The sequence below is a fragment of the Acinetobacter sp. 161(2023) genome (assembly GCF_037027805.1).
Classification (GTDB): Bacteria; Pseudomonadota; Gammaproteobacteria; order Pseudomonadales; family Moraxellaceae; genus Acinetobacter.
Genome location: NZ_JAZEYD010000015.1, coordinates 1 through 22,504 on the forward strand (window position 1 = coordinate 1; position 22,504 = coordinate 22,504).

At 38.2% G+C, this 22,504-nt stretch carries 18 protein-coding genes and 3 pseudogenes; 14 read left to right on the forward strand and 7 right to left on the reverse strand.

The window, feature by feature from the left end:
* Positions 1-675 precede the first annotated feature (675 nt).
* On the reverse strand, positions 676-1,827 hold the full coding sequence (locus tag WA249_RS14750; protein WP_336169788.1) for an alpha/beta fold hydrolase: 1,152 nt from the start codon (positions 1,825-1,827) through the stop codon (positions 676-678).
* Between the two features lie 360 nt (positions 1,828-2,187).
* Here WA249_RS14750 and gltS point away from each other — a divergent pair, with 360 nt between their 5' ends.
* Positions 2,188-3,423 (forward strand): sodium/glutamate symporter, encoded by a 1,236-nt coding sequence (gene gltS / locus WA249_RS14755; protein ID WP_336169790.1) that lies wholly within the window; start codon positions 2,188-2,190, stop codon positions 3,421-3,423.
* 208 nt (positions 3,424-3,631) lie between these two features.
* Positions 3,632-5,461: a monovalent cation:proton antiporter-2 (CPA2) family protein gene (locus WA249_RS14760; protein WP_336169792.1), complete on the forward strand. Its 1,830-nt coding sequence runs from the start codon at positions 3,632-3,634 to the stop codon at positions 5,459-5,461.
* A gap of 86 nt (positions 5,462-5,547) precedes the next feature.
* Here WA249_RS14760 and WA249_RS14765 read toward each other — a convergent pair whose 3' ends face one another.
* Entirely contained in the window at positions 5,548-6,381 is an 834-nt protein-coding gene (locus WA249_RS14765) for an SDR family NAD(P)-dependent oxidoreductase (RefSeq protein WP_336169794.1), read from the reverse strand.
* Positions 6,382-6,431: 50 nt separating this feature from the next.
* The gene (locus WA249_RS14770; RefSeq protein ID WP_005046200.1) at positions 6,432-6,809 is read right to left on the reverse strand and encodes a DoxX-like family protein; all 378 of its coding nucleotides are present in this window, start codon (positions 6,807-6,809) and stop codon (positions 6,432-6,434) included.
* 841 nt (positions 6,810-7,650) lie between these two features.
* Here WA249_RS14770 and WA249_RS14775 point away from each other — a divergent pair.
* Entirely contained in the window at positions 7,651-8,211 is a 561-nt protein-coding gene (locus WA249_RS14775) for a TetR/AcrR family transcriptional regulator (protein ID WP_336169796.1), read from the forward strand.
* A 223-nt stretch (positions 8,212-8,434) separates the two neighbouring features.
* Here the strand turns inward: WA249_RS14775 and WA249_RS14780 are convergent, their stop codons facing one another.
* Positions 8,435-8,764 carry a hypothetical protein gene (locus WA249_RS14780; protein ID WP_336169798.1) on the reverse strand — a complete coding sequence of 110 codons (330 nt, stop codon included), beginning with the start codon at positions 8,762-8,764 and terminating at the stop codon, positions 8,435-8,437.
* Between the two features lie 149 nt (positions 8,765-8,913).
* A complete protein-coding gene (locus WA249_RS14785; protein WP_336169800.1) occupies positions 8,914-9,495 on the reverse strand; it encodes a TetR/AcrR family transcriptional regulator in 582 nt (193 codons plus the stop codon).
* A 160-nt stretch (positions 9,496-9,655) separates the two neighbouring features.
* On the opposite strand from WA249_RS14785, the gene WA249_RS14790 reads away from it, so the two are divergent.
* The 11 genes and pseudogenes from WA249_RS14790 to WA249_RS14835 all read left to right on the forward strand — a co-directional run bounded on the left by WA249_RS14790 (position 9,656) and on the right by WA249_RS14835 (position 21,506).
* Complete coding sequence (locus tag WA249_RS14790) at positions 9,656-12,718, forward strand: DUF2345 domain-containing protein (protein WP_442891979.1); 3,063 nt, start codon at positions 9,656-9,658, stop codon at positions 12,716-12,718.
* Positions 12,715-14,145: a hypothetical protein gene (locus tag WA249_RS14795; RefSeq protein ID WP_336169802.1), complete on the forward strand. Its 1,431-nt coding sequence runs from the start codon at positions 12,715-12,717 to the stop codon at positions 14,143-14,145. Before WA249_RS14790 ends, WA249_RS14795 begins: the two co-directional genes overlap by 4 nt.
* A 2-nt stretch (positions 14,146-14,147) precedes the next feature.
* Complete coding sequence (locus WA249_RS14800; RefSeq protein ID WP_336169804.1) at positions 14,148-15,215, forward strand: PoNe immunity protein domain-containing protein; 1,068 nt, start codon at positions 14,148-14,150, stop codon at positions 15,213-15,215.
* 57 nt (positions 15,216-15,272) lie between these two features.
* Positions 15,273-15,368: pseudogene (locus WA249_RS14805) on the forward strand (GAD-like domain-containing protein); the annotation flags it as partial.
* A 75-nt stretch (positions 15,369-15,443) separates the two neighbouring features.
* Positions 15,444-16,583: a hypothetical protein gene (locus WA249_RS14810; protein ID WP_336169805.1), complete on the forward strand. Its 1,140-nt coding sequence runs from the start codon at positions 15,444-15,446 to the stop codon at positions 16,581-16,583.
* Positions 16,584-16,615: 32 nt separating this feature from the next.
* Positions 16,616-16,705 (forward strand): annotated as a pseudogene (locus tag WA249_RS18965) (hypothetical protein); the annotation flags it as partial.
* A 2-nt stretch (positions 16,706-16,707) separates the two neighbouring features.
* Positions 16,708-17,583: pseudogene (locus WA249_RS14815) on the forward strand (PoNe immunity protein domain-containing protein); the annotation flags it as partial.
* 136 nt (positions 17,584-17,719) lie between these two features.
* Entirely contained in the window at positions 17,720-18,328 is a 609-nt protein-coding gene (locus WA249_RS14820) for a paraquat-inducible protein A (protein WP_336169807.1), read from the forward strand.
* Entirely contained in the window at positions 18,325-19,134 is an 810-nt protein-coding gene (locus WA249_RS14825) for a paraquat-inducible protein A (protein WP_336169809.1), read from the forward strand. Before WA249_RS14820 ends, WA249_RS14825 begins: the two co-directional genes overlap by 4 nt.
* 7 nt (positions 19,135-19,141) lie before the next feature.
* Positions 19,142-20,809 carry a PqiB family protein gene (locus WA249_RS14830; protein ID WP_336169810.1) on the forward strand — a complete coding sequence of 556 codons (1,668 nt, stop codon included), beginning with the start codon at positions 19,142-19,144 and terminating at the stop codon, positions 20,807-20,809.
* Positions 20,799-21,506 (forward strand): PqiC family protein, encoded by a 708-nt coding sequence (locus WA249_RS14835; protein ID WP_336169811.1) that lies wholly within the window; start codon positions 20,799-20,801, stop codon positions 21,504-21,506. The genes WA249_RS14830 and WA249_RS14835 overlap by 11 nt, the downstream gene beginning before the upstream one ends.
* A gap of 56 nt (positions 21,507-21,562) precedes the next feature.
* Here WA249_RS14835 and uraH read toward each other — a convergent pair whose 3' ends face one another.
* Complete coding sequence (gene uraH, locus WA249_RS14840; RefSeq protein ID WP_336169812.1) at positions 21,563-21,964, reverse strand: hydroxyisourate hydrolase; 402 nt, start codon at positions 21,962-21,964, stop codon at positions 21,563-21,565.
* 10 nt (positions 21,965-21,974) lie between these two features.
* A complete protein-coding gene (locus WA249_RS14845) occupies positions 21,975-22,442 on the reverse strand; it encodes a GlcG/HbpS family heme-binding protein (protein WP_336169916.1) in 468 nt (155 codons plus the stop codon).
* Positions 22,443-22,504: the final 62 nt, after the last annotated feature.

The window sequence follows — 22,504 nt, forward strand, 5'->3', positions numbered from 1 at the left end:
TTCCTCTGTTTCCAGAGGAAAGATAGTACATATTAATTTTTTGAGATTCTTTTTCTATTATTAAGAATTTTTATATTAATAAAGATAACGTTACCGTTTCTCCAGATCTCTTCATTAATATTCAGCTTTCTATTTAATAGTAAAGAGTGCTTATATGTACTGAAATTAATTATAGAAAAAACAATTAGTTGTGTTGTACGCTTTGGCTTACATAGTTGTGAGAAATTACCTACAATTGTGTAAAAAATAGGCAAAAGTTACAGAATCATATTTAATAAAAATTATATTTAATAATGACTTATATGATTTTACTTTTAAAATAAGCTTTACATAAATAACAAAAAGTAACATACGTTGGATTAGGATAATTTTAAAAAATGAAAAGTATTAATTTAATGGTAGATACTTTGTTTAAATAATTTTTAACGATTGATAAAATATTTTATTCTTAAAATATATTTTTAATAAATAAAATTTATATTTTTGGATAATTTAAATACTTTTTTGAGTTAAAATATCATTATATTTTTATAGTATATTTAAAAATAAGTTACTTTTAAAATTTCGAAGAAAACTACGGTTCAATATAAATAGAGCTAAAAAGAATAGTTTCGCAAAATTTGAATATTGGCCAGTGTAGATATGACTACACTGGTTTTAGGATGTGCGTGTGTGTTAATCTGAACGCGTAGTTAACCAAGTACTCATTTCTGGCCAGACCGCAGTAGGTGCTTGGCTTCCAGAAACGACACCCATATGGCCACCTGGAACGACTTTAAATGTTTTGTCTTGGCTGCTAATTAAATCCATGAGGGGTTTAACAGCATCAGCAGTCACAATAATATCTGTGCTGCCACCGACTGCGAGTACTGAACATTCAATATCTTTTAGATAGGCTGTAAGTTCACCGAATTTAATTACACCGTTGGATAGTTCATTATCAATCCAGAAACGAAGAATAATGTCACGCATGACACCGCCGGGATAGGCGAGCATATTATCGATAAATGAACTTGAGGTTGCATGGTCGACAATAAATTCTCGGTTATCAAGATTCTTAAAAAGTTCCCAATATGTTTTCAAATTTCCAATTGGGTCGGTTAATTTGAAACCTAGCGTATTTTGCCAGCCATGAATATGAAATGCTTCACTTGGCACATGGTGACGAATACGAAATGGCGTATGTTTACGAACCCATTCGGCAGGTTTAGTCAGACTGCCATAAAGTTTCCCCATATAACCCGCTTTATGGGTATCGATAGGGGAAGCGAGAATAATTAAATTTTTAATATCTTTATCTTTAAATAATGCGGTATAGCAGAGCGAAAGTGCGCCGCCTAAACTCCAGCCATGTAAAGAAAGCTGTTGCTGACCACTATGCTCGCGCACCTGCTTTAACATTTCAGGCATAAAAACTTTAATGTAGGTACCGAAATTGTATTTTGCTTGGTGGCGGGTTGGCACGCCCCAGTCAATTAAATAGACATCAAACCCTTGTGCTAAAAAGAAGCGTACAAAACTGCGAGTAGGAAATAAATCATAAATGAGCATGTTCACTGCCAATGGTGGAACAATCACTAACGGCACGCGGTGCTTAGGTGTAGAAATATTCGTCTCATTTCTATAATGGCGTAAGCTAATAATTTCATGCTTATAAATTACGTCAAAGGGTGTTTTTCCTGACAAGGCAATTTCAGGACCTCGGAAAAAGAGATCCGATGCATTGATCAGCATGTGAGGTATTTTTTGACCAGCACGTGTCTGAAGAGATTTTTTAATGGACTGTAGCTGTGGAACGTTCTTTCGAACTTTAAGCAATAAACTCATTGAATATAAAACCTATAAAGATGTTGCCCAGAGCAATAACGAGCTGGTCTTTTAAGAATATTAAAGGGAATGAGTTCTAAGTTCAGTGACTTAAAAGACAGTATTTTTTGCTTAAGGTATCAAGGAATAGTTTTTTTGAATTAAGAATATTTTTTATTAACTTTTTGAAATTAAATAATAAATTTAATCTAATTAAGATTTTTGTATAAAATATTTAGAAATTTAAGATTTTTTTAAGAATAGCGAAAAAGTTATTGCTAGGGTAATTTTGTAAAGTTTATTTGTGTTTTTTTTACATATTAAAAAATAAAATATAATTATTTTACAATCCTTTAGGAATGTAATTAGAAAGTAGTATATATGGAATTTGTTTTTAATGGTTTTTATACACTAATTTCCGCGGTCATTGTTTTATTGTTGGGCCGCTTTCTTGTTAATCGTATTGATTTTTTGAAACGCTACAATATTCCAGAACCTGTAGCAGGTGGTTTGGTGGCCGCGGTCATCTCGCTACTTGTCCATACAATATGGGGATATAGCATTGTTTTTAGTAGCGAATTACAAACCAGCTTTATGCTCGTATTCTTTGCTTCTATTGGTTTAAGTGCCAATTTTATGAAGCTTAAAGAAGGTGGTATGGCTTTGGTTATCTTCTTAGTCTGTGTAGCGTCGTTCATTGTTGTACAAAATGCAGTCGGCATGAGCCTTGCGACTTTGCTTGGTCTTGACCCATTGATTGGTTTAATTGCGGGTTCAATTACCTTAACAGGTGGTCATGGTACTGCCGGAGCTTGGGGTGAAATTTTAGAAACTCAGCATGGGATTCAGGGCGCCCTAGCTTTAGGAATGGCGAGTGCAACTTTTGGCTTGATTATTGGTGGGGTAATTGGTGGCCCATTAGCAAAATTGCTTATCAATCGTTATAGCCTCGCACAACCGAAAACCAACGCTGAAATCCAACATCGCGATACGCATGTTGATCAAAATTCGGATGCCCTCGCACCGTTTGAGAACCCGCATCAAGTTCGTTTAATTACTGCTGATAATGCAATTACCACACTAGGTATGTTTGCAGCGTGTTTGGCGTTTGCTGAATTTATGACAGGCTTTAGTAAAGGAACTTGGTTTGAGCTGCCAACCTTTGTATGGGCGCTCGGTGGCGGCGTTATCTTAAGAAACATTTTAGAAAGCGTGTTGAAAATTGATATTTTTGACCGTGCGATTGATGTTTTTGGTAATGCGTCTTTATCACTTTATTTAGCAATGGCATTGCTTTCATTAAAGCTTTGGCAACTTGCAGATTTGGCTGGTCCACTTGTGGTAATTTTGGGTGCTCAAACCATTACGATGGCGTTATATGCAGCATTTGTGACGTTCCGTGTAATGGGCAAAAACTATGATGCAGCGGTGTTGTCAGCAGGGCATTGTGGTTTTGGTATGGGTGCAACGCCAACAGCGGTTGCAAATATGCAGGCGATTACCAACATGTATGGTCCATCGCATAAGGCATTTTTAATTGTTCCGCTTTGTGGTGCATTCTTTGTCGATTTAATTAATGCGACAGTCATTCAGCTCATGTTGAAATTTGTTGTTTAATCAAAAAAGCCCGTAAGGGCTTTTTTTATGAGTGCTTAATTATGAACCTTAAAATAGAGATATATTTTGTTCATACAGATACTCTAAATTTTCATTTTCGGACGATTTAAGTCATTTTATTTTTAGGATACTTTTTCTCAAAACTAATAATCGCCCTTAAACGTCGTTTCACATAGAATAAATTGCAGATAAATAAAATGAGAAATGTATGAGCGCAGAAGCACATTCAATTAGCTTGGTTGCTCCAGTGGTTTTATTGGCAGCGGCTGTCATTGCAGTTCCTATTTTTAAACGTATTGGTTTAGGTTCGGTATTAGGTTATTTAATTGCGGGTCTGGTTATTGGCCCATTCGGTTTTGCTTTTTTTCAAGATTCCACCGCAATTTTGCATATTGCCGAGTTGGGCATTGTGATGTATCTATTTTTGATTGGCTTGGAAATGCAGCCATCACATTTATGGAGTCTTAGGCGCGAAATTTTTGGACTTGGCACACTACAGATCGTCATTTGCGGACTGGCTCTGACAGGCGTTGGGCTGTTGTTTGGTTTTACGTGGCAAGTTGCTTTTATTGGTGCGGCAGGGTTTGTATTAACCTCGACTGCGATTGTGATGCAGTTGTTGGGTGATCGAGGGGATTTGACCCAGCCTCGTGGGCAAAAAATTGTAGCCATCTTACTTTTTGAAGATTTATTGATTGTACCTTTGCTGGCTATTGTCGCTTTTATGGCGCCGAATCATGTAGTCGAAAGTACTTCTGTACGTCTAGAGAACATAGGAATTGGTTTAGTCGCAATAGCGGGTCTGATTGCCGCAGGGTATTGGTTACTTAACCCATTATTTAGACTCTTGGCTGCTGCTAAAGCGCGTGAAGTCATGACTGCTGCCGCATTATTGGTGGTGTTGGGTGCGGCGCTGCTCATGCAAGTCAGCGGTTTGTCCATGGCGATGGGTGCTTTCTTAGCGGGTGTGCTTTTATCTGAATCAACCTTTAGACATCAAATTGAAGCTGATATTGAACCATTCCGAGGAATCTTGTTGGGCCTCTTTTTTCTTGGGGTTGGCATGTCATTGGATTTATCAGTGGTTGCTCAAAACTGGCAGCTCATTGTCAGTGGCGTAATTGCCCTCATGTTTGCCAAAGCGCTCATGATTTATATTGTCGCCCGAATCACTAAAAGCCCTCATACTGAAGCGTTGGACCGTGCCTTACTCATGGCTCAGGGTGGAGAGTTTGCTTTTGTACTTTTCTCTGCCGCGTTAAGTGCACAAGTTATTGACAGCACTATTAAATCTAATCTTACCGCTATCGTTGTGCTTTCAATGGTGTTGACTCCAATTGTCGGTATTATTTTTAAACGGTTTACTCAAACTAAAGCGGATGTTTCATTAGAAAACGTCAATATTGCCGAGGGTTTAAGCGGTAGTGTTTTAATGATCGGATTCGGACGCTTTGGGCAGGTCACCAGTCAATTATTGTTAGCAAGAGGTGTAGATGTCACCATTATTGATAATAATACCGACATGATTCAAAACGCCGAAAAATTTGGTTTTAAAATTTATTATGGCGATGGCTGCCGTCTAGATATTTTACATGCTTCTGGTGCTGCAACAGCGCAAGCGATTGTGGTGTGTGTGGACAGTAAAGAAACCACAAATAGAATTGTGGAACTCGTGACCCATGAATTTCCTTTAGCGAAATTATTAGTCCGTTCATATGACCGTGAGCACTCACTGCATTTAGTCAAACAAAAAGTAGACTTTATGATCCGTGAAACATTTGAATCTGCGATTAAGTTTGGCGGCGTGATTTTACAAGAACTGGGTGTAGATGAAGACGAAGTAGAAAGAATTACCGAGGAAATTCGAGATTTGGATAACGAGCGTTTTGAAACTGAAATTGCAGCAGATGACGTAAATGCGGGAGTAGGTATGCAATATACACATACGCATCATCCACGACCAACAGCACCATTGATTCGACCAAAACGGGAAGGGCGGATTTTAAATAAAGAAGATAGCTCAGATAGCGATTCTTGATGAGTATGAAGTTCAGTAGAAGCTTTGTTAGAAGAACTTCTACTGAAAAATTTTATGGTGAGAAGATTTTACAGCGCTAAATCTGACTATAAGTGCTCTAATGCTGTGCCTCTAACTGGGTTTCTACGCCAGTAATAAGGTTGCAAAAATCTAAGAAAAAGCTTCCACGGTGTGATCCATGCAATGCGTCGGTTGGTTTTTTTATTTTGCATAATTTGTTTTGCTAAATATGCACAAACAATTTCTGGCGGGTCAATCACAAAGAAAAATAACCGTTTCATCTTTTTCCAATTTTGGATGTTTCCATTGGTCCAAGAAGAAACTAATAGGTCTGTTGCCACCATGCCCGGGCTGAGTGTACCGGTTAAAATAGGGGTCGATTTGGTCTCTTTATAAAGTGCTTTACTAAAATAACTTACCGCTCGTTTGGTGGTGGCATAGGGGGTCATTCCTGCACTCCATTCGCCGTTGCTTCCCCAACCTTCCATGTTAAAGATTTGACCATAACCTTGTTTGAGCATTCCCTTTAAAGCGACTTGCGAACCCAGCATCGTACCTAAAATATTAGTTGAAACAGCCGCGTTTAACTCTTCTGGCTGAAGGTTAATAAAGTCTTTGGTTGGATGACAACTTCCTGCATTATTGATCCAAACATTTACATGGCCGAAATGCTCAATTGCACCATCCCATAAGGTTTGTACATCGGAAATTTGAGTCACATCGCAGCATAGACCCATAAATTTTTCTTTATTGAAATGAGTTTCTAAGTGGGTGAGGGCATGATTTAAGTGCTCTGCGTTTCGTCCAGCAATCACAACTGAACATTCCAGCTCTAAAAAAGCGTGGGCGAGTGCTAAACCAATACCTTTGGTACTTCCTGTAATGACCACACTGCAAACTTCACTTTTAGGTAGACTCATTGAACTCTCTATATAAAATCTTTAAAAATAGTTAAATGAATGGCTGTAAGTTAATTTTGCTCACTTAATAAGATGAGATAGACAATAGATAAACTTATCATCGAAAGATTCATTACGATAGGGTTATAGGGCAAGATCAGGGTAGAGGGTATTAAAAAACCAATTAAAAGAAGCAGCCCAAGCAAACCCAAAATACTTAAATAGTGAATATATTTATGTGCAGTAAAGAGAAAACATAAACCAAAAATCATTTCAGCTATTCCACTCGCATGGCCTGCAAGTTTTGCATGTTCAAGTGATAGTCCCACCCATTGCCACACAAAAATTTCGTCAGAATTAAGAAATAGAAATTTCGGAACCAGACCTTGATAGATCCATAAAAAGGCCAGCACAAGGTTTATAAATTTGAAAATATTAATATTTTTCATGAAAATTACTTTAAGAGTTTAAAATGTATATAATTTCATATTCGTTATGGTAGGGTGAAAGAGGGACACTTTAGGGTGTACTAGGGTCTAACTAGTCTGTCAACCTTCTTTCGTTTCACCACCATCTATAATAACTGCATTATAGATTTGCAATATATTTACCGATAATGAATAAAAAATATAGCTAAATATATCCTTTAAAATAAATTCTATTTTAATTTTTAGCATAACTATATTTAAGCTCATATACTATTTAGCTTAACTATCTAATTAAATGAAAAACAATAATTATTTAATTATTTTCTATTCAATATCACATTGACACTCTAAAGCTTGCCGATTATCCTTTGCCTGCTGGCCACATTGCCAGTCGGTTTTAGCAGACCGTGATGAAAGATCGCATCAGAGTTATTCCTTCTGAGGGATAGTCTTATGCGTAACTCCTCGTCTCCTCCCGTTGCGGTAGGACGGGAGAGGGACACCTTCGGGTGTGCTGGTTATATCTTTCACCAGTCTGCTAACCCTTTCTCGTTCTGCCACCATAATTCTATAAATGTCTGGCAGAACTCCCAATAAAAAGGAGTTGGCTTTGCACATCCATTATTTCTTGGCAGCTTTTGCCAAAAGCTATAACGACACAACTTAAATCATCTTTAAACAGTTTGAAGGCCTATAAGCTTTTCAGACTTTAAGTCATTACGGCTCAAAAAAACTTGCATCAACAATAAAACTTGAGATGTGCCAAGCACAGTCTTTACGGCTTTGCTGTGCCTTTTTTTCTCCCAGAAAGGGCACAGTTTTTTTATCACTACATACAACAAGAATTTATAACGGAAAAACTATGCCACATTTAGAAATCTCTTCCAAAAAACTAAAGGTCGTTCAAACGGCAATACGCTTATTTACCACTCATGGTTTTCACACTGTGGGTGTAGATCTGATCGCCAAAGAGTCCAAAATACCAAAAAGCACCTTGTACAACTACTTTCACTCAAAAGAACGCCTTATTGAAATGTGCATCGTCTTTCAAAAAAAACTCCTTAAAGAAGACGTACTTTCGATTGTCTACTCAAGTCGTTATCGCACCTCAAGCGATAAACTCAAAGAAATTGTGCGCTTACATGTCTGTTTTAATAGCCTGTATCACTTATTACTCAAAGCCATCTTTGAAATTAAAATCGCTTATCCTCAAGGCTACCGTATGGTGGTTGAATATCGAAAATGGCTACTTCGAGAGATTTTTGATTTGATTTTTAGCTTGGAAACTCGTGTGTTAAAACCCGATGCCGACATGGTTTTAAACCTAATAGATGGCTTGATGTTTGAGTTTTTAAGTACAAATAGTCTAGAGGAAAGGGATGTGGTGGTGGAGTGCTTTTTTAAACCTACTTATTTAAGGTGAATAAATTAAATGATAGGAATATGAAGGTTTACATGGCATGGCTATAACCATGCCAATTTTAAGGGTAAAGGTAACAGACTACTTTTGGGGTTTTACGATACGACTCTCAGAAAAAGTTGGTAAGTTATGATGAATAAAGTAGAACCACTATTAGATTCATCTAACCAAAAACTATTGGGTTATAAGAACAAAAAGATTTAAAAGCCAAAATAATGATGTATTTTTATATAGATGCGAAAAAAGTTAAGCCAAAGACACTTAGGATTCCAAATATGGCCACAAAAGTAGGGAGAGCCTTAGCATATTTTTTTAAAAGAATAGACAGAGTAATCAAACAAGCGAAATAGATGAATGGGGATACAATTATAAATAACCATATCCAAATATAACCGCTTCTTCCTTCAAAATAGGATATGTTAATTATCAAAAGTTGGGCAATTAAGCTACCAAGCGCCAAGCTGGCTGGTAAACCCAATATGAGATAACAGATAATAAGCCCCATGGGTGTACGTTGCTTGACGGATGAATTTAGTAAGTTATTATCTGTTTTCATAAAGTATTACTCTTAATGCTAATGTATTTTTTACCGCCCTTTAAATATATGCCTGTTATTGTAATAAATGATGACAGCCTCATTTTAATCAGAGGCCATCTGAAATGAACGTAAATTTATTTTTTAGAGATATGGCGTTTGATTTACATTTAAATTGTCTCTAGTTCAATTAATGTACTGATATAGTTCCATGTTTTCTCTGGTTCAATCGAACCTTCTTCGCAAACAGATCCGTTGATTAAGCCATCCAAAAGAGAGAGAAATAGGTAAGTTAGTGTTATCGGGTCCCTTATTTCTAATTCCTTAAAAATAAAAATGGTGGTATTGAATAACCAGTTCCGATATTCATCTATTACCACATGAATAGACGGATATAAGCTGCCTACATCCATTCGTGCTTTATGAAATGGACAACCTCTGGCGCCATTTTTATTTACCCAATTGATATACCACATATAGAGTTGTTCTAATTTTTCTAAAGGAACTGATCGTGTCGAGATCTGCTCTTCTACAGCAATCTGAATATCGAGTTTTAACTCCTTTAGGCAAGCGACCACCAGTTCTTCTTTTGATGGAAAATGCTTATAAAAGGTTGCTTTGGCAATATTGGATTCCGTAATAATACGATCTATACCAACAGCAATATAGCTTTCCTGAATAAAGAGCTGAGTTGCAGTAGTTAGAATAATTTCTCGTTTTGATTGTTTTTTAAAATTTATTTTTGCATTCATAATAGGTTAGAGCAATATGCTGAAGTATTAAGCTACTATTTTAGTTTATAAATAAGATGCTCGACTAGTCATCAGAGGTGAAATTAATATAAAAAATAGACAGAACTGTACGTATTTTATAAAATATAATGGATTAGGTCCCAAATTTATAAATAAAGTGATGTTTAATAATATTTCCCAGATTTTAGAGAGTATTGGTTTTCTCTCACAGCATCGTTCGGTGTATCTCCAGTTTTCAGATGCATCCCTGAATAGTCAGGTTTTTTTACAACGTATAGATGGGCAACATTATCTTAATCAGGGCCTGAACGCTGAGCTGATTTGTTTATCCACAAATGCTCATATTTCACTCAAGAAATTTATTGGAGTGCAAGTTGCTGTTGACCAAGTAACAGATCAAGGAAGTTTTTTCCGTACTACAGCTATTATTACGGGAGCATCGCAAGGACAGAGTGACGGTGCTCTAACCTTATATAAGCTCACAATAAGTGATCCAACTTATCTCTGGCATAAACGCAGAAACAGCCGTGTGTTTATGAACAAGAGTGTGAAAGAAATTAGTGAAATTCTGTTTCAGGAATGGCAAGGGAAAAGTGCATTATTTGCATCTAGTCTGACTTTAGATTTGAGCGGGTTGAAACAGACATACGATATCCGTCCTTTTGTTATGCAGCTCAATGAAAGTGACTATGACTTCTTGACTCGCTTATGGCGTAGTGAAGGCATTAACTGGCTTATTGATGAAGCGGAGCTTACTGTACCGAGCAATACAGATCATATTCAGCCACAAAAACTACGTCTCATTGATGATAATAACCAATATCAAGCGCTGACAAGAAGAGCGATTCGTTACCATCGAAGTCATGCAACTGAACAATTTGACAGTATGACTAGCCTAATGGCTGATCGTAGTTTACAGCCGACTTCTGTTTTTGTGCAGCGGTGGCAGTCAGATGTATTGCAACAAACAGATGGGGCAGGCAGTGTACAAAGTACACATCAACATAGTGCCAACTATGACAATCAAAGCTTAAGTCTTGAAGATGCATGGCACTTTAGCCTGGCATGGATGCAGGATTTAAAAGGCGAAGATGGTGCAACCTCAGCAAGTAATCAACAACTAGAAAAGTTCAATCAGAACCTAAGCGCTTACCATGATGCTCAGTCTAAGCAGTTTATTGCAAAAACCACAGTACGAGATACCCAAGTTGGCTATTGGTTTGAGCTGAACGAACATCCTGAAATTGATCTTCATGACGGTGCAGATAAAGAGTTTCTGATTGTTGGGAAGCATTACTACAACCAAAACAACTTACCGAAAGATTTAAACCAGCAAATTCAAGCTTTAGTTCAACAAAGCCATTGGCAAGTTGGTCATACAGACGAGCGCCAAGGCAATGAACTGATTTTACAACGCCGTAATATTAAGGTTGTGCCTGCGTATCAACCTTTAGAGAATCGACCTCAAGCTTCTGTGCAACGTGCCATAGTCGTAGGGCCAGAGGATGAGCAAATTCATGTCGATCAATGGGGACGGATAAAAGTTCGTTTCTTGTTCACTCGCAGTGATGACCATCGCCATGATGGGGGAGCTGGAAGTAACGGCAATGACACCGATTCGGCTTGGGTCGATGTGGTAACTCCGTGGGCTGGAAAGGGGTATGGGGCACGGTTTTTACCACGTGTGGGTGAAATCGTTGTCATTAATTTCTTTGACGGTAATATTGACCGCCCGTTTGTGGCGGGCCGCATTCACGAAGCTGAACGGCATCCAACGCAGTTTGACCAAAAAGGACAACTACCCGACACTAAAAAATTGAGTGGTATTCGGTCAGAAGAAGTTGGTGGTAAAGGTTTTAACCAGTTACGTTTTGATGATACAACTGGACAAATTAGTGCCCAGTTACAAAGTAGCCATGCTGCTAGCCAGTTAAACTTAGGTAACTTAAGCCATCCAAAAGCCAGTGCGACAAGTGATGGTCGTGGTGAAGGTTTTGAACTGAGAACTGACCAATGGGGTGCAGTTCGAGCTGGTAAGGGCTTACTTCTTACTACTCATAAACAAGACCAAGCTCAAGGCACACATTTAGATGCAGCCAACGCCAAGCAGCAAATAGAAGGTGGCCTTAATAATGCGAAGGCACTGAGTGAAGTTGCTAAAAACCAGCAAACTGACCCATTGGAAATGCTTGAGAACTTAAAAAGTTTCTTAGAACAAATTGAGCAACAAGATAAAGACAAAGCGGCCGCTTTCAAGCAAGCCTTGATGGTATTAACCGCACCTAACAGTATTGCTCTAGCCAGTAATGAAGACATTCATTTAAGTGCAGATGCTCAGTTAAGCCACAGTGCTGGAGACAGCATTAACCTAAGCACCCAAAAGAACCTGATTGCACACGCCCAAAACAAAATCAGCCTTTTTGCAGCTCAACAGGGCGCACGGCTTTATGCGGGCAAGGGGAAAATTGAAATACAAGCGCAAGCGGATGGGGCAGACTTTATTGCCCGTAAAGGCATCCAGATTATTTCTACAGAAGACAAAGTTGAAATTAATGCTTCTAAAGAAATTGTGATCACCGCAGGTAGTTCTCAAATCAAGATTAATGGTTCGGGCATTTTCCCTGTTACGGGTGGCAAGTTTGAGGTGAAGGCTGGACAGCATGTGTTTATGGGAGGCGGTAGTGCTTCGAGTACTTTGCCTGCTTTACCTCAGTTGAATATGCCTGCTAAAGAGCTTGAACTTAAGTATGTGTATGACGATTTAAAGCCAGTCGCTCAAGCCCCTTATAAACTTATATTTCAGGATGGCTCAATGCAAGAAGGCATTCTGGATAGTAGTGGTTATGCAAAAGTCCAAGTTCCTGCTGATAAAATCCAGCCAAAGGTCTATTACGGTTTTAGCAATATGGAGGCTAAACCTGATCAGCCTAAACAGCAGAATAGCTTTAAAGATAAAAAAGTGATGAGTATTGTGGATGCAGAACAATTGATCGAACAATATAACAAGCAAGAGCTTGACCACTTATTAGATGAATATTTCCCTGATGAAATACAAGCCATGATCGATGGGCAGGGTGTTGAGTATGATGACCACATTAATGATTATGAGGAAAAAGATTTAGAACAACAAAATAATCCAGATGATGCTATTGCTGATCATGCAGAAGAAATTCCGCTGAATGAACACGCAGCTCCACATGTGGGGCTTGGGGAAGATTTATGAGCACAGCCATTGCAAAGTCACCTGCTAAAACGATTAGAGTCACTAAAAAAGGGGAACAATCGGCAGCCGACTGGATAAAGGGAGTACTAGATGGGAGTGGGTCAAGCCCAGCTCAAATCATTGTGGCTGTAGTGATTGGCTGTATCCCTTTCGTAGGGCAAGGCGTCGATGTTGGTAATGTCATTGTTTCAATTGTCAAAATTTCAGAAAACCCGAATAACAAAGACAACTGGTTTGATTTGGTCTTTAATTTAATTGCATTTGTTCCTGCTGCTGGAGATGGACTTAAAATTGTATTCAAGCAAATGCGCTCAGGTAAATCTATGGGAGCAATATTAGATGCAATTCCAAGCAAAACCTTGCGTGGCGATGTTGAAAAATGGTTTCGTAATTTAAACTGGAATGCTTATACCAAAGAGCTACAGAAAACCGTTAATAAAATGATAGATGGACTCATTAACGTTTTTGATAGCTGGATGACCAGAGCGGTCTTGGGACAGGCCCGATTAAAGACTCTTGTGGTGCAACTGAGAAAAATGAAAACAGTTGCGAACAAGCAAATTGAAATGGTGATGAAAGATCTGCAATTAGCCCATAAAAAAGCTTTGGCAACACCTTATCCAAATACCACAGCGAAGGCACCAATCCATAAATCGGGTTCAAAGAAACCTAATTCTACTTCTGCTCCTCGTACACAGCAGAATGGTCAGGTTCTTAAAAATACCAGTGGTAATACAGCGAAGACAGGGACGCAGAATACTTCAACCAAAAGAGAATCAAAAAAGCGAAGTAATCAGGAATTAGGATCAGGTGGTGAACACATCACGGATTATTATTTTGTGAAGCGGAAAAAGAACCGTAGCAAAATTAATAATAATGGTGTGCTGTATGAATATCACGATACTGGGCACAATGGTATTGACCATGTCTGGCATAGCAATAGTATTGGACATCAATACCGTGTTACAGATAGTAAATCGACGAATTTAGCCAGCCATAAAAAACTCATGACCCCTAAAGCAGCAATGGCTGCTTTAAGAATGGGGCTGGATGTTTACATGAAATCTGATCAGGAAAATAAAGCCAAACGGTCAGTAGGTACAACAGTAGGTGATGGTGTACAAATGTCACATCTTTGGATTGCGAGTAAAATTGATGGCGCAAAAATCACTCCAAATCATAGTTCCATTGTAAAAAAAATTAAAGCTTGGAGACGAGTTAATTTCAAACCGAGTACTGAAAAAAGAGTAGGTAAAACAGTTGCGGTACAGTGCCCTTATGATCGGAGTTTAGTGACGATTACGGGAAATCTATTTGATCATCATAGTCAGTGTAAAGGACTGGATAAACCGAAATGTACCCGTACCGTGACTGCACATGCAATTACTTTAGAATTTGTATTGCCCAATGAAATGCTGGAGCGTTAAGAATGTCAATAACAGTCAATGATCAAGAAATAGATTGGCAAAAATGGCTAGACTTGGAAATTACTGATGAGAGCAATTTTAGAGATAATCATTTATTAAAACAGGATTATCATGAAAACTTTGATGAGCTTGTAAATGGATTGTATTCAGTTACTGATGGCTTTAGCAATTATAAAAATGGAAAGAAGTTTGGTGGATACATTGCTGCGGGTCATCAACGTTTAAGAGATGCTTTAGATTTGATGTCTTTGCAATATTCGGCGGGTGGGGATATTGGCTTTATTAAAGAGCTTTATCCTTACTTACTCCATTGGACTGAAGAATATGCTGAAACCAGTCATTTATATAATCTAAGTCCTGATGCAGGTGGACGTTATGTCTGGCATATCAGTTTAGGAACTGAAGACTACTGGTATGTTGCTTTACGTTTGATTTGTTTTGGCTTGTTGACTGGTTATGCAGACCAAATGGCACGTATTATGCCGATTATTGACTATGTTGAAGCCACACCTGAAGGGCAGGAAAAAGATGGTTTAATTGAGCGTCTGATTGCTCCATTTGTAGCAGACCGTGGCACTCCACCAGATGAAGCCAGAAGACATTTGCCTTATCGAAAGTTAATCAAGGTGTTTAATGCTGCACCTGAGCAACGCCCCGCTTTAATATTGCAATATTTAGAAAGCTGGTATGAGGCGAGTCGTAGAGAGCCTTATCATGATCAACATCCACAAACTGATCTTAGATCGGGCGTTAGCTATTATGGTTATTGGTCATGGGAAGCAGCCGCGGTGACTTGGCTGTTAGAAATAGATGATGCTTTATACCGTGATCACGAGTTCTATCCAAAAGACTTAGTTGATTTTGCGCGTTCACAATCAAATGTAGTTCAAGAAGAGAAACAGCCAGAACTTATAAAAGTAAAAGGTGGTGAAGCTTGTATTAAAACAGGTCATTGGATTACTCCAGCTAAACCTGATACACGACTTTATTTTACGCAAGGTGCCATATTGCCTATCCTTTCAGAAACGGACTGGGGTGAAGTGTATTGGTACTGGGATGGTGAAGATTAATAGATTGCCCGAAAGGGCATCTATATAAAACATAATGAAAATATTTAATTTTGAACTAGCTTGTTAGAGTTTTTAGCTTCTCTTGATACACCACGAATGATGCTCGATATCGGAAAATTTGTGGATGAACAAGGTCTAGGAAAGAATGATTAAAGCCCGTTAGGGCTTTTCTTTATTCTATTTTGTATTTCCTTGCAAAATTGTGAAAATAAGTGAAGTTATTGCAATATGAAAAAAACACCTATTACTTTTAATGCAGCATATGCTATCTCAGATGATATGGTGTATGTAACAAGCTCACTGGATAACTTTGATGACAATCAACAATTTAGTCGATTGTTTATGTACGATTATACTGAAGAGAATGGAGAGGGATGGTATTATCATGATGTTAATTTTATTGTAGTTGATGTATGTTTTTATAATGTTGAAAATAATAAAAAGTTAATAGCATTAAGTGATGAAGGTGAAATTGAAGAGTTTGATGGTGAAGATAGTAATTTTAAACACATAGATGGAGCTGGTTTAAATCAAGAGTGGAGCAAAGATCGTGGTTATCTTTCCACAATAAAATTTCAAAATAACAAGTTATTTGCTTGTGACTATGATGGACAAGTTTATATTAACGAATTTAACTGGTTTGACTTATCAAATGGTCTAAGCCTTAGTAATAATCAAATACTAGATTTTGAATCTCTTGAAAATGAGGATGATATTTCTGTTATCGATATATGTGAAATAAATGGTAATTATTTTTGTGTAGGTCGTATCGGAGATAATGGACTAATTGCTAATTATGATGGCAAGCAATGGAATATATTGAAAATATTTACACCTGCTACATTATATTCAGTTATTCCGAAAAAAGATGGAAAATTAATTGCATGTGGAACATATGGGAATTTAATAGAAATTAATAATGATGCTACTCTTAGTCGGAAAACAAACTTAAGTATAAAAGATGATTTTTATTCTTTAACTGAATTTAATGATGTGCTTTATATAGGTTCAGCATGTGGCTTATATAAATTCCATGAAAATGAAATTACTAAAGTGAATATTCATGAGGAAATAGATAATACTCTTGTGTTTAAAGTAGATTCTACTGAAAATACATTATGGATTTTTACGAATAAAGTTATAGGTAGATATGATGGAAATTCTTGGAAGATTCTTGATCATCCAGATAACAAAGAATATAAAAAAATATCTTTAACTGTAAGTGCAAATGAGAAATGTCCTAGGACTGGATATTGGTATACAGTTGTGAAACCTAATTCGAGAGCTTACTTTAAACAAGGCGATGCTTTTCCTCAGTTAGTAACTGATTGGGGAGAAGTTTACTGGCAGTTTAATGGTGATGAATAAAAGAATGCCCGAAAGGGCATTTTTATTTGTAAGGAATTTATAAAACAAAATCTACCCTTACCGTGACCTCACATGCGATTACTTTAGAATTTGTAATGCCAAATGAAATGCTGGAGCGTTAAGAATGTCGATAACAGTCAATGATCAAGAAATAGATTGGCAAAGATGGCAAGAATTGGAGATACAGGATACGCATTTATATCGAGATACTTTGTTGCCTGAAGATATATATCTTGAAAGGTTTGATATATTTCTAAATGGATTGTATTCGGTTACAGATGGTTTCTGTAATTATAAAAACGAAAAGAAGTTTGGTGGATATATTGCCGCAGGTCATCAGCGTTTAAAAGATGCACTGAATTTAATGTCTTTGCAGTATTCTGCTGGTGGGGATATTAGCTTTATTAAAGAGCTTTATCCTTACTTACTGCACTGGACTGAAGAATATGCTGAAACCAGTCATTTATATAATTTAAGTCCTGATGCTGATGGGCGTTATGTTTGGCATATCAGTTTAGGTACAGAGGACTACTGGTATATTGCTTTACGTTTGATCTGTTTTGGTTTGTTAACGGGCTATGCAGACCAAATGTACCGGATTATGCTGATTATTGACTATGTTGGAGCTACACCAGAAGGGCAAGAGAAAGATGGCTTAATTGAGCGTCTGATTGCTCCATTTGTAGCAGACCGCGGAACTCCGCCAGATGAAGCCAGACGACATTTACCTTATCGAAAGTTAATCAAGGTGTTTAATGCTGCACCTGAGCAACGCCCAGCGTTAATGCTGCAATATTTAGAAAGCTGGTATGAAGCAAGCCGTAGAGAACCTTATCATGATCAACATCCTCAAACAGACTTAAATGATGGTTTTACGTATTACGGCTATTGGTCATGGGAAGCGGCAGCAGTGACATGGTTGTTAGAAATAGATGATGATTTATACCGTGATCATGAGTTCTATCCAAAAGACTTAGTGGATTTTGCGCGTACACAATATTTCTTAACTTGAAAGTTGATATACCAATGATATAAGTTAAATTTCGGAATGATATTTGCGTGTAGTAAGTCATCGTTTTAGGTAAAACAAGCTCGTTGAAGAAAGTAATACAAACTATAAATTTCAGAGTATAACTATGAAGCTTAAAGAATTAGCAGGTTGTGAGGAGTGCGATACTGTCTATCGTAGAAGCCCGCTTGCTTATGGAAAAAGAGCTTATTGCGTATGCTGCGGTGCTGAACTTTATCGGCACACCAAACCTTTTTCGACATTGTTGGCTTTGATCTTAACCGCCTTAATTGTATTTGTTATTGCGAATAGCTTTCCCATTGTAAAAATTGAACTACAAGGAAATACATCTGAAACCACCTTACTTGGCGCAGTTTGGGTGATGTTTCATTACGATCGGGCTTTCGTTGGCGTACTCATCTTAATCACTACCTTTATTGTGCCGCTTTCTTATCTTCTATTACTTTCCTATGTACTGGGTACGGTAAGCGTATTGAAGAAACGCCCAACGTTTTTAGTGATTGCCTTACGCACACTTTTCTTTATGAGAGTGTGGGGAATGGTTGAGGTGTTCTTAATTGGAATTTTGGTTACGCTTGTGAAATTAATGGGAATGGTGTTAGTGATTCCCGAGATTGCTTTATGGGCATTCGCAGTTTTAAGCATATTGTTGGTCTATATTACTTCCATAAAGGTGAGTGATATATGGAACGAAATTGATAGGTCACTGCCATGAAAACGATAAAAAATGTGACTCAAACAAAAAGTTCGCACCATGGGTTGGACTTTAAACAATACCCAAGAGCCAAAGATCTCTCATTAATTGTGTGTCACTGCTGTGGTGTCGTAAATTCTTCTAAAAATGGAAAAAAACGACAAGACAAAAGCCATCAAGTCTTACGCTGTACTCGGTGTAAGAGTGTATTGCATTCACGTAAGCCAGCGAGTTTAAATCGAACTTTTGCTTTAGTGGTAGCTGCAACCATTCTCTATATTCCGGCCAATGTACTTCCAATGACGGTGACTGACTCACTTTTGGGTAGCCAGCAAGATACCATCATGAGTGGGGTAATTTACTTTTGGCAAAGTGGAGACTATCTGGTTTCAGTCGTCATTTTCATGGCCAGTATTTTTATTCCGATGCTGAAACTATTTATTTTGTATTTTTTATTATTTGCGGTATATCTACAGAAATCGGCAGGTTGGAAGTTCTTACCAGAGCAATGCGTTAAGTTATATCGAATTGTAGAGTTTATCGGACGTTGGTCGATGATTGATGTTTTTGTGGTAGCACTTTTAACAGCACTCATTCAGATTCAATCGCTTGCTACAATTTTAGCAGGGCCGGGTTCGATTGCTTTTGGCGCGGTTGTGGTGTTAACCATGTTCGCATCCTTAAGCTTTGACCCACGTATTATTTGGGATAATTTCTATACATCTCAAAATACAAACAAACCTTCTTTTTTTGCTTCTGAAAAAACAACAGTTATTCAGGCAGAACATCCGCCGTTGAATAATGATCCTATTAATCCCAGTCAATAAAAGAACAATGAGTATGTCTGAAAATGAAATAACCACTGGTAACTCAGATCATCGTGATCCGGATGTTGAACTGGATAGCATGAATGATTTACCAGAACCCCAAGAAAAGAAAAGTCGATGGAAGCCTTTATTAATCTGGCTTATTCCATTAATTGCTCTTTTAATCGCGCTGTCATTAGCTGTAAAAGCGTTACTGTCTCATGGCCCTACCATTGATGTGTCTTTTCGGACAGCAGAAGGGTTGGTTGCTGGTAAAACAACAGTCCGTTATAAACAGGTGGATATTGGTGTAGTACGACAGATTGATCTTTCAGATGACCGTTCACACATTATTGCAAGAATTGATTTGCGCAAAGGGGCAAGTAACTTTGCAGCAAAAGATTCACGATTTTGGGTCGTGCGACCGCGTATTGGGACGAGTGGGGTTTCAGGAATAGACACATTATTGTCAGGTGCATATATTGAAGTGGATGGAGGCAAATCACAAGAGCAAAAGCTTGAATTTACAGGGCTAGAAGTACCGCCAGTGATATCTTCGGATGTACCTGGGAAAATCTTTTTCTTAAATGCAAATGATTTGGGATCGTTAGACGTAGGCTCTCCAATTTATTATCGTCGAATTAATGTGGGGCAAATTACAGCCTATAAATTATCCAATGATGGTAAGAATGTAGAACTGCAAACTTTTATCCGTGCGCCGTATGACAAGTTTGTAACCACCGATGCGCGTTTTTGGCAAGCGAGTGGTATTGATGTGACCTTAAATGCTTCAGGCTTTAATTTAGATACTCAATCTCTGGCAAGTATTGTCGCTGGTGGTATTGCTTTCGGATATCCTGAAAGCTCGCATGCCACTATGGCAGCGAATCAGAGTCGCTTTAATCTTTGGGACTCAAAATCTGAGGCATTAAAAGAGCCTGACGGGCAACCTCGTGGCGTGATTATGTATTTTGATCATTCATTGCGTGGGCTTTCTGTTGGTGCGCCAATTGATTTCATGGGTATTGAAATTGGTAATGTTAAATCAATTAATGCCGAGTTTTATGACCACTATAAACAGATTCGTATGCGTGTTGAGGCGGTTATCTATCCTTCACGTGTTGAAAATGGTCAGGCGCTTAATCCAAACAGTGAAATTTTCAAAGATTTTGTTGAACATGGATGGCGTGCTCAAATGCGAACAGGCAACCTTCTCACGGGTCAAAACTATATTGCCCTAGACAAGTTCCCTAAAGCCAAACCTGCGACATTACAAATCTTAGGTGATAACCGTGTGGTGATGCCAACTACACCAACCGAATTGAGTGGCTTACAAGCTCAAGTTTCTCAGATTGCTGACAAGTTAACGAAATTCCCGTTAGTTGAAATTGGGCAAGATGTGCGTAAAACGCTTAACAATATGAACACAGCGATTGAGTCTACCGACAAGCTGGTTAAGCAGTTAGATGGCAAAGTTGCACCTGGTTTACAAGCAACTTTAGACGATGTTCGTAAAACTGTAAGGTCATCTGAGTCTATTTTGTCGAGCGATGCGCCGTTGCAACAAGACGTACGTAAAGCATTGCAGCAAATGACACGTGCGGCAGCTTCATTACAGTTAATGTCAGATTATATTGAGCAACATCCTGAATCAATTATTCGAGGTAAGACACCAGAGGCTGATGATGAAAAATAAAAACACTCTATCTTTTCAACATCCTAAAGCAGCCAAAGGGCTGCTTGGGAGCGGCCTGTTTTTAACGGCAGTTGCCATGACGGCATGTTCGAGTTCGCCAACGCCGAACTACTATACGATTAGTCCTAAAATTACTCCGGCAGTTAGCTCGAGTATTCGAGTCATTGAAGTTTTACCAGTTGGACTGCCAGACCGTTTAGACCGTGCGCCTTTGGTGCTCCAAGACAGTAGTGGTAAGTCTACGGTGTTAAACAATGAGCGTTGGACATCGACCATGAGTACACAATTACGCGATACTCTGTCGGCGGGTCTGCAACAAAAATTAGGGGCAATTGACAGTTATAGCAGCGGGCTTGCTGGAAATAATCAGCCTTTATATCGAGTTTCTACAGACTTTTCTCATTTTGATATTGTAGATAAAAGCAATATTAACGTTGCGGTGTCTTGGGTGGTGAAGCGTCAAATACCGCCTACTCAGTTAGAGTCTTCTAATCCAAAAGTTATTACCAATGCAGGGTCTCAGTTAAATTGTCGAATTGCTTTTAAACAGCCGATTGATCAAAAAGCTAAAAAGATGGATGCGATTGTGAATGCTTCAAGTGAAGCGATGACTCAAATTATTAACACAGTGTCTGCTTCAATTGTTGCGCTCGATTCGAATAAAAAATCAGTTATTAGTAACGGTGTTTGTTCCTAATAAAACTTTGAACAGAAGCCTTTATCTGTCAAAAAACAGATAAAGGCTTTTTTATTTTAATTGCCTCGATAGGTTGAGTAACCGTAAGGGCTCAGTAATAACGGAATATGGTAGTGGTTTACGCTTCCATCTACTTTAAAAATTACAGGTACTTCGGCAAAAAAAGTTTGTTGTTTATTCTTTTTAAACCAGTCTTCAGTTTTAAAGGTAACTTTATAAACTCCTTGCTCTAGTTTTTTATTTTCTGGATAGAGCGCAGTAATACGGCCATTTGAATCGGTTACTTGCTGGTTAAGTTTAACCCACTGGTTATTGGTGTTTTTTTCTAAAACCACTTCAACCTGAGAAGAGGGCAAACCCGTCTCTAGATTTAATACATGCACACTTAGCGGATTAGTTTGTGCAAATGTAGCCGAAGTAATAAATAACGAAGATAAAGCAATAAATGATTTAGGCATGTTGAACTCCTTATGAATGAAAAACGGTTTCAATGGCTTTGTTTGCGCATTGGTTGTCATTTTGTGCGCCGCCAGCACCCGCAACCCCAATCGCTCCGATCACTTGGTTCTCAAAACGAACAGGTACGCCGCCCCCTAACAAAAGTAAACTTGCTACGGTGGTTAGATTTTTTGCATCGGGGTTTTGGTTACTGTTTTGGCTTAAAACCAAGGTTGATGTTTTGGTAGATAAAGCGGTATAGGCTTTTTTCTCGGCAGCCATTAAGTTATGCGGGCCCACCAGCTCATGCCGTTCGGCAGTTAAAGGATTACCACCGCGATCTACAACAACGACCGCAATGTTTTGATTTAATTTTTTGCATGCCTCTTTCGCACTGTCGGCTAGCAGGTGGGCAGTTTTTAGATCTAACGAATAAACTTGATTCAAAGCAGGGGGCTGTGCAAAAGTACTATTACCAAATAGCACGACTGTTAACATCAGCCAGTTCAATTTTTTCATAATGATTGCCTCTATGTCGCTTTGAAAATCTTAAACAAATT

Excerpts from the sequence above, each read along its gene's own strand:
- WA249_RS14845 (WP_336169916.1), bottom strand. The coding sequence starts at position 22,442 with ATGTTAACAGTCGTGCTATTTGGTAATAGTACTTTTGCACAGCCCCCT.
- WA249_RS14750 (WP_336169788.1), bottom strand. The coding sequence starts at position 1,827 with ATGAGTTTATTGCTTAAAGTTCGAAAGAACGTTCCACAGCTACAGTCC.
- WA249_RS14775 (WP_336169796.1), top strand. The coding sequence starts at position 7,651 with ATGCCACATTTAGAAATCTCTTCCAAAAAACTAAAGGTCGTTCAAACG.
- WA249_RS14765 (WP_336169794.1), bottom strand. The coding sequence starts at position 6,381 with ATGAGTCTACCTAAAAGTGAAGTTTGCAGTGTGGTCATTACAGGAAGT.
- uraH (WP_336169812.1), bottom strand. The coding sequence starts at position 21,964 with ATGCCTAAATCATTTATTGCTTTATCTTCGTTATTTATTACTTCGGCT.
- WA249_RS14830 (WP_336169810.1), top strand. The coding sequence starts at position 19,142 with ATGAGTATGTCTGAAAATGAAATAACCACTGGTAACTCAGATCATCGT.
- WA249_RS14770 (WP_005046200.1), bottom strand. The coding sequence starts at position 6,809 with ATGAAAAATATTAATATTTTCAAATTTATAAACCTTGTGCTGGCCTTT.
- WA249_RS14795 (WP_336169802.1), top strand. The coding sequence starts at position 12,715 with ATGAGCACAGCCATTGCAAAGTCACCTGCTAAAACGATTAGAGTCACT.
- WA249_RS14825 (WP_336169809.1), top strand. The coding sequence starts at position 18,325 with ATGAAAACGATAAAAAATGTGACTCAAACAAAAAGTTCGCACCATGGG.
- gltS (WP_336169790.1), top strand. The coding sequence starts at position 2,188 with ATGGAATTTGTTTTTAATGGTTTTTATACACTAATTTCCGCGGTCATT.
- WA249_RS14760 (WP_336169792.1), top strand. The coding sequence starts at position 3,632 with ATGAGCGCAGAAGCACATTCAATTAGCTTGGTTGCTCCAGTGGTTTTA.
- WA249_RS14820 (WP_336169807.1), top strand. The coding sequence starts at position 17,720 with ATGAAGCTTAAAGAATTAGCAGGTTGTGAGGAGTGCGATACTGTCTAT.
- WA249_RS14800 (WP_336169804.1), top strand. The coding sequence starts at position 14,148 with ATGTCAATAACAGTCAATGATCAAGAAATAGATTGGCAAAAATGGCTA.
- WA249_RS14785 (WP_336169800.1), bottom strand. The coding sequence starts at position 9,495 with ATGAATGCAAAAATAAATTTTAAAAAACAATCAAAACGAGAAATTATT.
- WA249_RS14810 (WP_336169805.1), top strand. The coding sequence starts at position 15,444 with ATGAAAAAAACACCTATTACTTTTAATGCAGCATATGCTATCTCAGAT.
- WA249_RS14790 (WP_442891979.1), top strand. The coding sequence starts at position 9,656 with ATGTTTAATAATATTTCCCAGATTTTAGAGAGTATTGGTTTTCTCTCA.
- WA249_RS14780 (WP_336169798.1), bottom strand. The coding sequence starts at position 8,764 with ATGAAAACAGATAATAACTTACTAAATTCATCCGTCAAGCAACGTACA.
- WA249_RS14835 (WP_336169811.1), top strand. The coding sequence starts at position 20,799 with ATGAAAAATAAAAACACTCTATCTTTTCAACATCCTAAAGCAGCCAAA.